Source organism: Leptotrichia sp. oral taxon 498, assembly GCF_002240055.1.
GTDB classification, from domain to species: domain Bacteria; phylum Fusobacteriota; class Fusobacteriia; order Fusobacteriales; family Leptotrichiaceae; genus Leptotrichia; species Leptotrichia rugosa.
In genome coordinates, this window is record NZ_CP016753.1 from 687,813 (window position 1) to 702,546 (window position 14,734).

A 14,734-nucleotide genomic window follows, 5' to 3' on the forward strand; every position below is an offset into this window, starting at 1 on the left:
AAGCTATCCCTTCTCAATTTTTTTATATAAGACTATCTATTTTATCTAAATTCTAACTTTCTTCCAATCTTTTCACAATTTCCCCATAAACCCTATCTATACTAATCAAAGGAATTCCTTTATAATAATCCTTTTTATATTCATGCTGATGTTCAGGGATTTTCACAATATTATTTTCATAAAACTCATTATCCTCAATAACATTACTTTTTTCTTTCCAAGGAAAAAATCCAAGTGACCTTTTTCCTGGTCCAAAAATCCCGATTACAAAAGGTTTAGAAAATCCACTTGCAATATGGATGGGAGAACTATCATTTCCAGCAACCACATCCGCAAACGACAGCAGTGCCGAAAATTCCAATAAATTTATTTCTCCCCTCAAATCTATCACATTTTTTTTATTAAAGTTCAATGGCAATTTTTTTTCCACTTTACTTCCAGTTATCACAACAAAATTCTTCTCATCATCTGACAACTTTCCTATAACTTTCCCATATTTTTCAATCGCCCACATTTTCTCCGGCCTTTGACTTCCAGGTGCAACGACAATCATTTTCATAAATTTTTCGTCAAAACCTCTTCCTTTCAAAATCTCTTTAATTTTTATTTTATTTTCTTCACTTGGATAAATTCTAATCGGAATCCTTTTCCCGCTGTATTCAACTAAATCCAGAAGTCTTTCAACTTCATGCTTTTTCATATCATAATGAACTTTTTTATCCAAAAGAAAAGAGCCTGTTGCCACATCAAATCCAACTATTTTGGGAATTTTAGCCATTTTTGCAAGCGCAATTGAACGGATAAATCTGTGCGGAATAACAGCATAATCATATTTTTTTTCCTTTAAAATTTTTAAAACTCTAAAAAATCCTTTTATTCCTTTATCTTTTCCTTTCTTGTCATAAAGAAGAATCTCATTTAAATTTGGATTATTGCTTATTATGCTTTTATTTGTCGGCAAAGTCAAATAATCAATTTCTGAATCTGGATACATTTCTTTCAATCTCTGTATTAATGGTGTTGACAAAACAATGTCGCCAATAAATGCAGTATGTATGATTAATATCTTCATATCATTTTCCTTTTTTTAATTTTTCTTTCTTAAAGATTATATCATAAAATGACACTTTTTTTCTTATTTTTTTCTATTATTTTTTAAGCAGAGGAGTATTTGAAATTTTTACTCTATTCTACTTTAAAAAAATAAAAAGAGGAAATACCCCTAAAGATAATCCCTTCTTTTCATTATTTTTTATATTTTTTAACAAATTCAATAAGTTCTGCTATCTCTTTTTTAGCTTTTTCTGATAAAACTTTTACATCATTGGTCATTTGTTTAGAACGAGCTGTAATAAAGTCCAAATATTCAGTATTCTTAGTTTTCAAATACATATCTTTAGCGTAATACATATCACGAAAATCATTCTTAGCCTGTTTTATAAGCAATTTTTGCCCAACCATAACAATTAGAGCCGCTGCTAACGCTATTATTGTTCCATAACCTTTTGTAAATGGATATAAAATCATTCCAATAATCATAAGTCCTGTAACTAAAATAGAACTATTTTTAATATATCCTTCCTTTGGCGGAACCTTTACAAATTTTTCCACTTTTGAAATCATTTTCTTAAACATAATTATGCCAAAATTCCTAACCAGAATCCGATTATTCCTATTGCAAAGAATCCAAAGATAATCCAAATAGCATTTACTTTTCTCTTCAATAAGTGCATACATCCAAATGTTAATAATAATGCTAATAATCCAGGTAATAATGAATCTAAAATACTTTGGACAGTAGTTACAACTTCTTTTCCTGTTGAATCAGTATATTTAGACAACACCAATGGAACATTTATTGAAGTCCATTTAGAAACCAAGGCTCCCATTACGAAAAGCCCTAATATAGAAGCACCTTGAGTTAATTTTTGAATTACTCCACCTTCCATATCCCCAACGATTTCAGTACCTTTTTCATAACCATATTTTAATCCATACCATCTAGTCAAAACTCTTGCAATATTTATTCCAATGAAGAAAATCAATGGACCTAATAAATTTCCTCCAGCAATAGCCAGTGAAGCTCCAAGCGCCGCTAAAACTGGTCTTAATGTTCCCCAGAAAATTGGATCTCCAACTCCAGCAAGCGGTCCCATAAGTCCTACTTTAATACCACTTATAGTTGCGTCATCAATATCTACTCCATTTGCTTTTTCCTGTTCCATCGCAGCCGTAACACCCATTATAGTTGAACCAATCCAAGGTTGAGTGTTAAAGAATTCCAAATGTCTTTTTAATGCAGCTGCTTGATCTTCTTTCTTAGAATAAAGTCTTTTTATTGCAGGAATCATTGTTACACAAAATCCCATTGACTGCATTCTTTCAAAGTTGAAAGAACCTAATAAAGTAGTGGATCTCCAATACATACTTTTCAAATCTTTATCAGTTAGTTTTTTTTCTACATTATTTTCTGCCATTTTTCTTACCTCCTATAGTCCTTCCAATTCATCGTCAGCTTCTTCTGCAATTCCGGCTCCACCGCCATCATTTCCACCACTTGGCAAAGCAATAGAAGCGTGATATTTAGGATTTAATTGAATGTACAAGATTGCAAGGCATAATCCCAAAATACCTAAACCAACTAAGTTAAATTCTGTAAATGCCGCTATTACAAATCCTAAGAAGAAGAATGGCATTAAAGCTTTTGCTTCCATCATATTTATAACCATCGCATACCCAACAACTACGATAAATCCTCCTGCAATTTGCAATCCTCTGGTAATTACTTCAGGAATTGCATGTAATGCTCCTTCTACAGCACTTGTTCCCGCAATCAGACCAACTAGAAGTGCTGGTATCGCAACTCTTAACGCTTGTAAAGCCAATCCTGCAAGGTGACACATCTCAATCCCTTTAAAATTAGCTTGTTCTGCAAAATCATCCGCTTTATGTTGAAAGAATACTGTTATTGTTCTAACGAAAATTGTAAGAACTTGTCCTGCTGCTGCAATCGGTACTGCAACTGCGATTCCTTCTCCAATTGACTGTTTACCTACTATTACTAATATCGCTGAAATTACACTTGCTAGTGCCGCATCTGGTGCCATTGCCGCTCCGACATTCATCCATCCAAGTGCTATCATTTCAAGTGAACCACCTAAAATGATTCCTGTTTTTAGATCTCCCAGTACAAGACCGACCAAAGTACACGCCACTAATGGACGGTGAGTCTGTCTTTCGTCAAGTACGCTTCCCATTCCTGTTATTGCTGCTACCAATACCAGTAAAATTAACTGAACAACATTCATTTTTTAGCCCTCCTACAATTTTGAGTTTTTATACTTTACAATGATTTTTAATTTTACTAAATAAATCAGGAAATTTTATATTTCCTGATATTTTTTACTAGTCAAATGAAATAGAATCCAATTTAGAATTAATATCTTCTTTTGCAGAAGTTACTAATTGTCTCATATCAAGTTCTACTCCCATAGATCTTAATTTATTGAATGCTTCCAAGTCATCTTTATTAATCGCAACTGCTTTTGAAATTAATTTATCTCCTTCTTTAAAAGTCATTCCTCCAACATTGACTGTTTTAATGTCAACTCCACCTTCGATTAATCTAACAACATCAGCTGGACAAGTAACAAGCAGCATTACTTTTGTTTTAGCATATTTAGGGTTTTTATAAACTGCGATTGCTTTTTCAACAGGTATTACAAATGATTTTACTCCTTCAGGTGCCACTTGTAATAAAAGTGATTTTCTAATTTTATCTTCTGCCACATCGTCATTTACCGCAAAAATTGCTTCAGGTTTAGTTGCTTTTACCCATGAAGTCGCAACTTGTCCGTGTATTAATCTTGAGTCTATTCTTGTTAAAACTAATTCCATAATTCTATTTCCCGCTACCGAAAACTCTGTAATTATTTTTTTTATTTTAATTTAGTTTGCAGTAACGCTCCCTTCTTTTTTATTTTTTATATTTTTTTACTTAATTTTTAAAATTTTGTTTTTTCGAGTGTATAAAAATTTTTGTATAAATAGAACAGCAAAGTAGTAAATTTACTAAATTCATCTATTAGTTTACACAAAATTATGGACACTCTCTATTTTCAGCCAAAAAATTTTCACATTTATTTTATATTTCAAATTTACAAATGTTTAGTAAACTTTTATAAATCCAATTCATCCAAATTTTCATCTTCATCGCTTGAACTGTCAACAAATAATTCACTGAAAATCTTAATTCCGTTAATTCCAGAATTTTTTGCAATTTGAACTAATTCTGCAACATCGTCTGTTTCTTCTCTAGCATCTAATACTTCTAGTAACATAGGCACATTGACCCCTGTTATTACATCAGTATTTTTTGTTTCAGCAACTACACGGCATGCTGCATTATATGGACTTCCACCAAATAAATCCACCAAAAATAATGTTCCTTCACTGTTATATTTTGCAATAATGTCCTGATATTTTTTTATCAAATCTTCAGGTCCTTCTCCAGGCACAAAAGTGACAAAATTCAGCTGTTCACTTTCTCCTAAAACCATTTTTGTAAGATTAACAGTTTCCTGCGACATTTTTCCATGAGTTGCTACAATTAAATTAATCATAAAAACTCTCCTTTCATCCAAATAAAATTTCTTAAAAGAACTTGTTAATAAAATTATACCTCATTTTTTTTATATTGCAAATTTTTAGTAAAAAAAATTTTTATTTTAAAATTTTTTGTTCAAATCTTTTTCCGCCATAGTACATCACATATTTTTTATCTTGCAATGCGCCTGGATTTACAAAAATTATTCCATTTTTTTCTTCCAAAAATTCCTTGTGAGTATGTCCAAATATGCAGATATCCACATTTTCATAACGAGCTTTTTTTTCAAGTTCTTTAAGAGTTGTTTTTACATTGAAAAGATGTCCGTGAGTAAGTAAAACTTTTTTTCCAAATAAATCAAAAATTTTTGTTTCTCTCGTGTCGAAGTCATCGTAATCAGTATTTCCTTTTACAATTGCAAAAGGAATTTCCCTAAATACAAGTGACATATCAAATGCATCGGTGCTGTGATCTCCAGCAAATATGACAACTTCTGGTTCTTCCAGCTCCATCACTTGTTGAAAATAATCGAGTCTTTGGTGGCTGTCAGAGCAAATTAATGCTTTCATAATTTTGTTTCTCCTTTCTTTTTCAATTAAAATATTAATTTTTTGTTAAATAAAAAGAAATAACTATTCTAGATAAGAAAAATTGTTTATATCATGTTTTGTGTGTCATAATTATAATTAATCAAAATTTTAATTTAGTTAGTTTTTTATTATTCTTTTCTGTTTTTATGTTATTTTTTATAAAATTTTCTTTTATTTAAAATTTTTTATCAAAAATTCATAAAAAAAAACTATATCCAAAATAAACATCTTTTTATTTAATCTTTTGGATATAGTTTAAAGTATTATACTATAAATATTGGTTTTTTTACATTTTCAAGAAGTCTGATTCCCAATTTTCCTGTAATTTTTTCCACCATAATAGTGTATCTTAAGTCCCCCATCAAAATGAAATCATGATTTTTAGTTTCCTGTAAAAGCGTTTTAAAAGTTTCGCCTTTTTTATAAATCAAATTATAATTTTCACCGAATCTTTGAGCAAGTCCATCTTCTTCCTTTTCAATTTCGCTATTTACCCTAAGAACATTTATTTTTTGTTCCCCAAACATGTATAAAAATGTGAATAACGTCTTATTCGCATTATAAGCGCCATCATCCAGTAAAAGTATATTTTCCATCTCAAATTCTTCCACATTTGGTAAAATAATCAAAGGCTTATAGTTACTTCTCAAAAGTTCTTTTAAAACTGGACTAACTTTTTCATTTTTTACCAAAACAAGTGCATCGTATTTTTTTAATTCTTCCAGCGCAACTTCATCAGTTTCCCCTTCTTTTGCATAAACTTTTTCAAAAGAGCTGTCCATCTGTTTTTTTATTTTTTGAAAAGTTTTTTCTTCCTGGTCCTTGTATTCCTTAACAAAATAATTCATTCCCACATTTACACCAATTCCTTCGACTGCTACAGGAAAAATTTCATATTTTAAAACATCTTTTACATAAATTACATCCATTTGCACATCATACTTTTCTTTAAATTTTTTTCCAAATTGTGTCAATGCCTTAATTTCATTTTCTGCTGTAATTAAAAATAAAATTTTTTTAGATAACATTTCAATCACTTCCCAATATCAATTTTTTATTTTTTTTCTAATTCAGATGTTTCTGTTATTTTTACTGTTGAAACTATCTTTTCACTATTTCTTACTTTCATTATTTTAACTCCTTGTGAAGAACGTCCAAATGTAGAAATACTGTCAACTTTTGTTCTAATAAGCGTACCTTCAGAAGTTATAAGCATTATTTCGTCATCACTGCCGACTATTTTAACATCTATTATAAGTCCTGTCTTTTCATTTAATTTAGCATTTATAATACCTTTTCCGCCTCTGGAAGTCAGTCTGTATTCTGATAATTTAGTCCGTTTTCCATAACCTTCTTCAGTAATTGTCAAAATTTTAATTTCATCATCATCTATTTCTGAATTAATAATCGCCGCTCCCACAATTTTATCTTTATCCCTGAGAGTTATTCCTTTTACACCAGCAGCTCCAGTTCCCATGCTTCTTACATCTTTTTCAGAAAATCTTATTGCAATACCATTTCTAGTTGCCGAAAAAATTTCATCTTCTCCACTTCCACTTGTAAGTCCTACAAACATAACTTCATCTTCGTCATTTAATCTAATTGCCCGTTTTCCAGCTTTCATAATGTTGCTAAATAATGTCAATTCAGATTTTTTAACAACTCCATTTCGTGTTACAAAGAATAAGTTTTTATCCTTTTCAAATTCACGAACTTTTATTATTGTGCTCACTTTTTCGTCACTATCCAGATTTATAATATTTCCTATAAGTTTTCCACGAGCCTGTTTTCCCGTTTCAGGAATTTCATACACTTTTATACTGAACACTTTTCCTTTTGTTGTAAAAATAAGAAATGTGTCAAGATTTTTGGCGATATACATATCTTTTATCACATCGTCTTCCACAGTATTTGTGGCACTTACTCCAACGCCACCTCTTTTTTGTGAACGATATGTGTCGATTGCTATTCTCTTTACATAACCTTTTTCAGTAAGTGTCACAACCACTTCTTCATCTTTGATTAAATCTTCAATACTGATTTCAGCTCTCGCATCTCTTATTTCTGTTCTTCTCTTGTCACCAAAATCTTCTTTTAACTTAAGAGCTTCTTCCCTAATTATTTCAAATACTTTACTGTCATCTTCCAAAATTGCTGTTAATTCTGCAATCAGCTTCATAAGTTCATCATATTCTTCGTTAATTTTATCTCTTTCAAGCCCAGTTAGCCTTTGTAGTCTCATATCAAGAATTGATTTAGCCTGTACTTCTGAAAATGAAAAGGCATTTATCAAATCTATTTTTGCAATATTGGCATCTTTTGCAGCCCTAATAATTCTTATTACTTCTTCAATATGGTCCAGTGCAATTTTAAAGCCTTCCAAGATATGAGCCCTATTTTTAGCTTTATTTAGCTCAAATTTAACTCTTCTTGTAATTACTTCAAATCTATGCTCCAAATATTTTTCCAAAATTTGTTTCAAATTTAAAATTTTTGGTGCATTGTCAACCAATGCCAGCATTATCACACCAAAAGTATTTTGCAGATCAGTAAATTTGTAAAGACTGTTCAGTACAAGCTCACTTTCTTCGCCTTTTTTAAGCTCAATTACGATTCTTATTCCGTCTCTGTCAGTTTCATCACGTAAATCCGAAATTCCTGATATTTTTTTCTGTTTTACTAAATCCGCAATTCTTTCGATAAGTCTTGCTTTATTCACCTGATACGGCAATTCTGTCACAATTATTGACTGTCTTCCAGTTTTTGATGTTTCCACATCCACACGTCCTGCCACTCGAAGTTTTCCACGCCCAGTTCTGTACGCATCATAAATTCCCTGTTTTCCATTAATTATTCCACCTGTTGGAAAATCTGGACCCTTTATGTACCCGATTAATTCATCAATCGAAATTTCTGGATTGTCAATCAATGCAACAATTCCATCAACGACTTCCCCTAGATTATGTGGAGGAATATTTGTAGCCATTCCTACCGCTATTCCATTTGCCCCATTTAAAAGTAGATTTGGCAATTTTGCAGGAAGCACAACTGGTTCATCCAAACTTTCATCAAAGTTTTTTCTGTAATCAATCGTGTCTTTATTTATGTCAGCTAGCAATTCCTCCGTAATTTTGTCCATTCTAGCTTCAGTATATCTCATGGCCGCTGCTTCATCGCCGTCAATTGAACCAAAGTTTCCATGCCCTTCAATTAATTCATATCTCATGTTAAAATCCTGAGCCATTCTTACCATAGCCCCATAAACTGAGGAATCTCCGTGCGGATGGTATTTCCCAAGCACATCTCCGACAATTCTTGCAGATTTCCTAAATGGTGTCTTATGGGTCATCCCCATTTCATTCATTGCAAAAAGTATTCTTCTGTGAACAGGTTTTAGCCCATCTCTTACATCAGGCAAAGCACGGCTCACAATGACACTCATCGAATAATCAAGATATGCAGACCTTATTTCTTCTTCGATATAGACATTTTGCTCATTTGATAAGTCCGTCGTTTTAGAAATTCTTTCTAAAGTTACTTCTTTCTCATTGTTTTCTTTATTTTTTTCTACTTCATCTTTTTTTTCTTTGTCATCTCTGAAATCATCAGACATTTATTTACCTCATTTCTTTTTCTTTTTCAAAATTTTCTTGCAGTTTTAAATATCCAAATTCTTGACATAACTTGCATTTTCTTCAATAAATTTACGTCTTGGCTCAACTTTATCACCCATTAAAATATTAAACATTTTATCAGCATACGAAGCATCTTCCATTGAAACTTTCAAAAGTGTTCTTACTTCTGGATCCAATGTAGTTTCCCATAATTGCTCAGGATTCATTTCTCCTAGCCCTTTATATCGCTGAATTGTATATTTTTTATTTTCACTCTCCAGTACTTTTGTAACTTTTTTTAGCTGTTCGTCTGAATATGCGTATCTGATTGCTTTTCCAGCCTGAATTTTGTATAAAGGAGGCTGCGCTATGTAAATATATCCTTCATTTATCAATTCTCTTAAATGTCTGTAAAAGAATGTCAGCATCAATGTTCTTATGTGAGCCCCATCGACATCGGCATCCGTCATTATTACAATTTTATGGTATCTCAATTTTTCAAGGTTCATATCATCGCCAAATCCAGCTCCAAATGCAGTTATCATATCACGTATTTCTGCATTTTCAAGCGTACGGTGCACACTTGCCTTTTCCACATTCAATATTTTTCCACGAAGCGGCAGGATTGCCTGAAATCTTCTATCTCTTCCCTGTTTTGCCGAACCTCCCGCTGAGTTTCCTTCGACTATGAATATTTCTGATTCAGCAGGATCTTTTGAAGAGCAGTCAGCTAGTTTTCCAGGAAGTGAACCCACTTCCAGATTACTTTTTCTTAGTACAAGTTCTCTTGCCTTTTTAGCCGCTTCTCTTGCTTTTTTTGACATTGTCATTTTTTCTATTATTTTTTCAGCCGCTTTCGGATGGTCTTCCAAATAGAATTTTAAATTGCTTCCAACAATATTTGAAACAATTCCAGTAACTTCACTATTTCCGAGCTTAGTCTTTGTCTGCCCCTCAAATTGCGGTTCGGGAATTTTTACGCTTATTATGCATACAAGTCCTTCTCTCACATCCGTTCCTTGAAATGTACCACTTTTTTCCTTTATCAAATTCATCTGTTTTGCTATATCGTTAATTGTTCTAGTAAGCGCCGTTCTAAATCCACTGACATGAGTTCCACCCTCATGGGTATTTATATTATTTACAAATGAATAGACGATTTCTCTTTGAGCAGTTGTGTAATTCATCGCAATTTCCACTTCAACTATTTTTGCCCCAACTTTTTTCATATAAATATTTCCATTTTCGTCCACAGCTTCCACTTCTCTGGCAGGCTGAGTTTCAAACGAATCCGCCATATAAATAACATCATTTACAATTTTTTCATCGTCCATTATTTCATTCAAAAAATCTTTTATTCCTCCCTCAAAATGAAATTCCTCCTCTTTTATATCATCTTTTTTTCTCTCGTCAATTAATTTTATTTTAAGCCCCTTATTTAAATACGACAACTCTTTTAATCTTGATTCCAAAACAGAATAGTCATAAACTGTCGTCTCAAAAATTTCATCATCCGCCTTAAATCTAATAACTGTTCCATGAGCGTCAAGCGGAGCATCTCCAATCTTTTCTGGAGCAGAAGTCGGCACGCCTCTTTCAAACTTTTGTCTTACAATCTGTCCATCTCTTGTCACAGTTGCCTCCACCCATTCAGATAGAGCATTTACGACTGAAATTCCCACTCCGTGCAGTCCTCCTGACACTTTGTAGTTGTCATTGTCAAATTTCCCTCCAGCGTGAAGCACAGTCATAACCACTTCAAGCGTTGATTTTCCTGTTTTATGCATTGCAACTGGAATTCCACGTCCATTATCTGTTACTTCAACAACATTTCCCTCAAGTATTCTTACTGTAATTTTGTCACAAACTCCCGCAAGTGCTTCATCAACACTATTATCGACGATTTCCCACACCAAGTGATGCAGCCCTTTTGATGATGTTGAACCTATATACATTCCAGGTCTTTTCCTTACAGCTTCCAGTCCTTCCAATACCGTGATACTTTCAGCTCCATAATTATTAGCCATTTTTTATAATTCCTCTCTTTATCTTCTCTTATATTCTTATAAATAAATTTTTTAATTAAATTTTTTTATACAAATTTTAAAATTACTTATATATATTATACTACATTTTTGTTTTAATTTCCTTAGTGTACTTTTCCCAAACTTTTCTATTTGCAAAATCTACATTTCATTTTGAACTAAATTTTTAAATTACTTTTAAAATTTTATTTCTCTCTATTTTTCATTTTCCCACGCAAAAATTTCCAAATACATGGTCTAAAATATCTTCAGATGAAATTTCTCCAGTAATTTCTGAAAGGCTATCAAGCGCTTCTTTCAAATCAACTGAAATCAAATCCATAGGAAGCCCAGCATCTATTGTCTCAAAAATATTTTTTATTGCCTCTTTCGTCTTTTCAAGCGCCGTTTTATGTCTTATATTTGTAATTACAAGTTTTTCCGAAGAATCTTCAACTTTTTCAGAAATAATATAAGAATAAATCTTTTCTTCCATATCTTCAATTCCAATATTATCCTTTGCCGAAATTTCCACAACATTTTCCAAATCAAATTCTTTTAAATCAATTTTTTTTGCCAAATCAATTTTATTTAACAAAACTATCGCCTTTTTACCATTTTCTTTAATTTTTTCAATCACTTCTCTGTCTTCTTTTTCCAATTCTTTTGAAGCATCTAGCACAAGTAAAACTAAATCCGCTTTTTCTATAAACTCTTTTGATTTTGTAACCCCAATATTTTCCACAATGTCGTCAGTCTGTCTAATTCCAGCTGTATCCACAAGCACCAAAGGAATTCCTTTTATGTTTATAACTTCTTCAATTACATCTCTTGTCGTCCCTGCCACATGCGTCACAATCGCTCTCTCTTCCCTCAAAAGTGAATTTAGCAAAGTCGATTTTCCCACATTTGGTTTTCCAACAATGACTGTCTTTATCCCCTCTTTTATTTTTTTCCCTTTATCATACGACTCAATAAGTCTATTCGCTTCTTCATACACATTTTCAAGATTATCTCGTAAATCTTTTGGAAGCGGATCATCAATCCCTTCTTCAGGATAGTCAAGCACCACATTCACATGTGCTGTAATATCCAAAAGTGCCTTTTTAAAACTATTTACTTTATCCCGCAAATCTCCTCTTAGCTGATCCAGTGATAAAGACACGCTTTTTTCAGTTTTTCCATGAATGATGTCCATTACCGCTTCAGCCTGAGATAAGTCAATTCTCCCGTTCATAAAAGCTCTTTTGGTAAATTCCCCTTTTTCTGCGTGTCTTGCTCCATTTTTCAAAACTAGCTCCAATATTTTTTGCGAAACAACCACTCCTCCATGACAATTTATTTCCACAATATCTTCACAGGTGTAAGTTTTTGGCGCTTTTAATCTTGCTACCATCACTTCGTCAATCATTTTTTTCCCATCTTTGATAAACCCATAATTTAATTTAGAAAAACCCAAATCACTGTTTGGGTTTTGTCTTTTAAATATTTTTTCTAAAATTTCAAATGATTTATCGCCAGATATTCTTATTATTGCAATTCCTCCTTCACCTTTTGGTGTTGAAATTGCAGCTATTGTGTCATCCCATAACATTTTTCTACCTCTTTTTAAATCATTTTTTTAAATCATTTATTTATTTTATTTTGTTATCAAATTTTTTTATAACTAAATATCTTTTTGGCTCTTCTCCAAAGCTTTCTGTTTTAAGTCCGTGCATAAATGAAACTTCTTCGTGAATTATTTTTCGTTCTCTTGCCGACATTGGATTCAATTTTATGGCATTTCCTGTTGAAAGCACTATTTTCCCTTTTTTTCTAGCAAGTTCCCTAAGTGAAATTTCTCTCTTTTCCTTGTAATTATTTGAATCTACCACAATTTTTATATTTTTAAATTTTCTTAATACGCTTATCAGATATTCAAAATTATTTAGTGTGTTCCCTTTTTCTCCGATGATGTATCTCATATCTTTTCCATCCAGTAAAACTAAATATTTATCACTATTTTCCTTCTTTATAGCAATAATTTTTATATCTAGCTTTGTATTAACTATGAACTCTTTAAAAAAACCTCTAATTTTATCAACGGTCGCATCTGCTGTACTTTTTTTGATTTCATTTTTAAAATTGTTTTTTTTACTTGAATTTGGTTTTGAAATTATCTTCTTTTCTTCTACATCTTTTGAATTATTTTCTATATTTTCTTTTACTTGTTTTTTTTCTTTTTAGAAAATTTATTTTCTAGATTTTCTAACTCAGATTTTTTTATAATTTCAACTTCATATTCCCCTTTTATGTTGACAAACAATATTTTTTTTGGATATTTTAATATCTTTACACGATAAGTTTCATCTTCTTGTAAAGTTAGAGAACGCTCTATCATCTCTTTAAGTTCTTCTTCATTTTGTGACTTTAGTATTATTTTCTCCATCATCACTTCTCCCTTTTAGAATAATATATTGTTGCAACAGTGCCAGTGCTCCAGAAACTAAGTAATATAAAGTTACTCCTGATGGCATTCTATAAAATATAAATAACATCATAATTGGCATCATGTACATCATTGTCTGCATCTGCTGATTATCTTGTCCAGGTGTTGCCATCATTTTTTGCTGAACAAATGTAATAACTACATTTAGTATTGGCAATAGGTTAAACGCAAATGTTCCTATCATAAATAATTTGTCAGGCTGTTTTAATGTGAACCACAAAAATTTTGCATCATTGGGTATTGCTTTACCCATAAATGCATAATATAATGCTACAAATATTGGTAATTGAATTAATAGTGGAAGACATCCTCCTAGTGGATTTACTCCAGCTTCACGATATAATTCTGCTGTTTTCTTTTGAAATTCTTGAGGATTATCTTTATATTTCTCTTTTAATTTATCCATTTCAGGTTGTATTTCACGCATTTTTTTCATTGATTTTTCCTGTTTTAGTGTTAGCGGGAATATAATTATTCTCATCAGTACTGTCACAATAATTATTGCTATTCCATAGTTCCCTACAATTTTGTAAATAGCATTTAGTACAAATACAACAAAGTTTACCAATGCTGGTATTTTGAACATAAACTTTCCTCCGTATTTTATTTTTATATTAAGTTTTTAATTATTTTAAAGGATCATAACCACCTTTATGAAAGGGATGACACTTTAGTATTCTTTTTATGCTTAAGTAAGTTCCTTTTATCGCTCCATATTTTGTAATTGCCTGTCTTGAATATTCCGAACAAGTTGGATAGAATCTACATCTTTTTCCAAATATAGGAGAAATAATCTTTTGATAAATTTTTATTAGAAATAATAAAATTTTTTTTATCATTTTATCACCTTGCTTAGGTCTTTTTCTATATCTTTGTATTTTATATTTTTTAGATTATCTTTTAAAATTGATTTACCTACAAAAACATAGTCTGTATCTTTGTGAAATCTTTCTTTGTTTAGATTTACAAATTCTTTAAATAGTCTTCTGATTCTATTTCTATAGACAGAGTTTCCTGTTTTTTTACTTGCTACAAATCCAAATCTTTGTTCTTTTTTGAAATTTTTTTTTATAAAAATAATAGCATACTTGGTATGCACTTTTTTTGATTTGTTATATATTATTGAAAAATCTTTTGTTTTTTTTATTTTATTGATATACATACTTCTTCTTCTTTTTAATTCATTTTTTATTTAAAAAACAGGGGAAATATTCCCCTACAATTTAATTTTGTTTGTAAAACTTATAAATTATGCAGATAATTTATTTCTTCCTTTTGCTCTTCTTCTTTTTAATACATTTCTTCCACTTTTATTTTGCATTCTTTTTCTAAAACCGTGATCTTTTTTTCTTTTTCTTTTATTTGGTTGATATGTTCTTTTTGTCATTTTTTTCTTTTTTCCTTTCTTTTTT

The 14,734-nt window shown here is 31.1% G+C and carries 17 protein-coding genes; all 17 read right to left on the bottom strand.

Annotated elements, in window-relative coordinates:
- Positions 1 to 52: 52 nt before the first annotated feature.
- The 17 genes from BCB68_RS03240 to rpmH all read right to left on the bottom strand — a co-directional run bounded on the left by BCB68_RS03240 (position 53) and on the right by rpmH (position 14,709).
- Positions 53 to 1,072, bottom strand: coding sequence for a glycosyltransferase family 9 protein (locus tag BCB68_RS03240; protein WP_094079513.1), 1,020 nt, complete (start codon positions 1,070 to 1,072; stop codon positions 53 to 55).
- Between the two features lie 173 nt (positions 1,073 to 1,245).
- Positions 1,246 to 1,635 (bottom strand): hypothetical protein, encoded by a 390-nt coding sequence (locus tag BCB68_RS03245; protein WP_094079514.1) that lies wholly within the window; start codon positions 1,633 to 1,635, stop codon positions 1,246 to 1,248.
- Between the two features lie 2 nt (positions 1,636 to 1,637).
- Complete coding sequence (gene manZ / locus BCB68_RS03250; RefSeq protein WP_094079515.1) at positions 1,638 to 2,477, bottom strand: PTS mannose transporter subunit IID; 840 nt, start codon at positions 2,475 to 2,477, stop codon at positions 1,638 to 1,640.
- Positions 2,478 to 2,489: 12 nt separating this feature from the next.
- Entirely contained in the window at positions 2,490 to 3,308 is an 819-nt protein-coding gene (locus tag BCB68_RS03255; protein WP_060917709.1) for a PTS mannose/fructose/sorbose transporter subunit IIC, read from the bottom strand.
- 97 nt (positions 3,309 to 3,405) lie between these two features.
- On the bottom strand, positions 3,406 to 3,897 hold the full coding sequence (locus BCB68_RS03260; RefSeq protein ID WP_094079516.1) for a PTS system mannose/fructose/N-acetylgalactosamine-transporter subunit IIB: 492 nt from the start codon (positions 3,895 to 3,897) through the stop codon (positions 3,406 to 3,408).
- A gap of 281 nt (positions 3,898 to 4,178) precedes the next feature.
- Complete coding sequence (locus BCB68_RS03265) at positions 4,179 to 4,622, bottom strand: PTS sugar transporter subunit IIA (protein WP_094079517.1); 444 nt, start codon at positions 4,620 to 4,622, stop codon at positions 4,179 to 4,181.
- Positions 4,623 to 4,722: 100 nt separating this feature from the next.
- A complete protein-coding gene (locus BCB68_RS03270; RefSeq protein WP_094079518.1) occupies positions 4,723 to 5,175 on the bottom strand; it encodes a YfcE family phosphodiesterase in 453 nt (150 codons plus the stop codon).
- 284 nt (positions 5,176 to 5,459) lie between these two features.
- Positions 5,460 to 6,224 carry a GntR family transcriptional regulator gene (locus tag BCB68_RS03275; protein ID WP_094079519.1) on the bottom strand — a complete coding sequence of 255 codons (765 nt, stop codon included), beginning with the start codon at positions 6,222 to 6,224 and terminating at the stop codon, positions 5,460 to 5,462.
- 26 nt (positions 6,225 to 6,250) lie between these two features.
- Positions 6,251 to 8,809: a DNA gyrase subunit A gene (gene gyrA / locus BCB68_RS03280; RefSeq protein ID WP_094079520.1), complete on the bottom strand. Its 2,559-nt coding sequence runs from the start codon at positions 8,807 to 8,809 to the stop codon at positions 6,251 to 6,253.
- Between the two features lie 45 nt (positions 8,810 to 8,854).
- A complete protein-coding gene (gene gyrB, locus BCB68_RS03285; protein WP_094079521.1) occupies positions 8,855 to 10,837 on the bottom strand; it encodes a DNA topoisomerase (ATP-hydrolyzing) subunit B in 1,983 nt (660 codons plus the stop codon).
- Positions 10,838 to 11,057: 220 nt separating this feature from the next.
- Complete coding sequence (gene mnmE / locus BCB68_RS03290) at positions 11,058 to 12,428, bottom strand: tRNA uridine-5-carboxymethylaminomethyl(34) synthesis GTPase MnmE (protein WP_094079522.1); 1,371 nt, start codon at positions 12,426 to 12,428, stop codon at positions 11,058 to 11,060.
- A 40-nt stretch (positions 12,429 to 12,468) separates the two neighbouring features.
- Positions 12,469 to 12,798 (bottom strand): Jag family protein, encoded by a 330-nt coding sequence (locus tag BCB68_RS10830; protein ID WP_237048693.1) that lies wholly within the window; start codon positions 12,796 to 12,798, stop codon positions 12,469 to 12,471.
- A gap of 239 nt (positions 12,799 to 13,037) precedes the next feature.
- Positions 13,038 to 13,262 (bottom strand): hypothetical protein, encoded by a 225-nt coding sequence (locus BCB68_RS10835; protein WP_237048694.1) that lies wholly within the window; start codon positions 13,260 to 13,262, stop codon positions 13,038 to 13,040.
- On the bottom strand, positions 13,231 to 13,908 hold the full coding sequence (locus tag BCB68_RS03300; protein ID WP_094079523.1) for a YidC/Oxa1 family membrane protein insertase: 678 nt from the start codon (positions 13,906 to 13,908) through the stop codon (positions 13,231 to 13,233). Before BCB68_RS03300 ends, BCB68_RS10835 begins: the two co-directional genes overlap by 32 nt.
- A 40-nt stretch (positions 13,909 to 13,948) precedes the next feature.
- Positions 13,949 to 14,158 (bottom strand): membrane protein insertion efficiency factor YidD, encoded by a 210-nt coding sequence (yidD, locus tag BCB68_RS03305; protein WP_216639367.1) that lies wholly within the window; start codon positions 14,156 to 14,158, stop codon positions 13,949 to 13,951.
- Positions 14,158 to 14,484, bottom strand: a complete 327-nt coding sequence (rnpA, locus tag BCB68_RS03310; RefSeq protein WP_094079525.1) for a ribonuclease P protein component — start codon at positions 14,482 to 14,484, stop codon at positions 14,158 to 14,160. The genes yidD and rnpA overlap by 1 nt, the downstream gene beginning before the upstream one ends.
- Positions 14,485 to 14,571: 87 nt before the next feature.
- Complete coding sequence (gene rpmH / locus BCB68_RS03315; protein WP_068155646.1) at positions 14,572 to 14,709, bottom strand: 50S ribosomal protein L34; 138 nt, start codon at positions 14,707 to 14,709, stop codon at positions 14,572 to 14,574.
- Positions 14,710 to 14,734 lie beyond the last annotated feature (25 nt).

Coding starts and splice junctions, on each gene's coding strand:
- BCB68_RS03240 (WP_094079513.1), bottom strand. CDS start 1,072: ATGAAGATATTAATCATACATACTGCATTTATTGGCGACATTGTTTTG.
- manZ (WP_094079515.1), bottom strand. CDS start 2,477: ATGGCAGAAAATAATGTAGAAAAAAAACTAACTGATAAAGATTTGAAA.
- BCB68_RS10835 (WP_237048694.1), bottom strand. CDS start 13,262: ATGGAGAAAATAATACTAAAGTCACAAAATGAAGAAGAACTTAAAGAG.
- BCB68_RS03265 (WP_094079517.1), bottom strand. CDS start 4,622: ATGATTAATTTAATTGTAGCAACTCATGGAAAAATGTCGCAGGAAACT.
- rnpA (WP_094079525.1), bottom strand. CDS start 14,484: ATGTATATCAATAAAATAAAAAAAACAAAAGATTTTTCAATAATATAT.
- BCB68_RS03270 (WP_094079518.1), bottom strand. CDS start 5,175: ATGAAAGCATTAATTTGCTCTGACAGCCACCAAAGACTCGATTATTTT.
- gyrB (WP_094079521.1), bottom strand. CDS start 10,837: ATGGCTAATAATTATGGAGCTGAAAGTATCACGGTATTGGAAGGACTG.
- BCB68_RS03260 (WP_094079516.1), bottom strand. CDS start 3,897: ATGGAATTAGTTTTAACAAGAATAGACTCAAGATTAATACACGGACAA.
- BCB68_RS03275 (WP_094079519.1), bottom strand. CDS start 6,224: ATGTTATCTAAAAAAATTTTATTTTTAATTACAGCAGAAAATGAAATT.
- BCB68_RS10830 (WP_237048693.1), bottom strand. CDS start 12,798: ATGAGATACATCATCGGAGAAAAAGGGAACACACTAAATAATTTTGAA.
- rpmH (WP_068155646.1), bottom strand. CDS start 14,709: ATGACAAAAAGAACATATCAACCAAATAAAAGAAAAAGAAAAAAAGAT.
- BCB68_RS03300 (WP_094079523.1), bottom strand. CDS start 13,908: ATGTTCAAAATACCAGCATTGGTAAACTTTGTTGTATTTGTACTAAAT.
- mnmE (WP_094079522.1), bottom strand. CDS start 12,428: ATGTTATGGGATGACACAATAGCTGCAATTTCAACACCAAAAGGTGAA.
- BCB68_RS03255 (WP_060917709.1), bottom strand. CDS start 3,308: ATGAATGTTGTTCAGTTAATTTTACTGGTATTGGTAGCAGCAATAACA.
- gyrA (WP_094079520.1), bottom strand. CDS start 8,809: ATGTCTGATGATTTCAGAGATGACAAAGAAAAAAAAGATGAAGTAGAA.
- BCB68_RS03245 (WP_094079514.1), bottom strand. CDS start 1,635: ATGTTTAAGAAAATGATTTCAAAAGTGGAAAAATTTGTAAAGGTTCCG.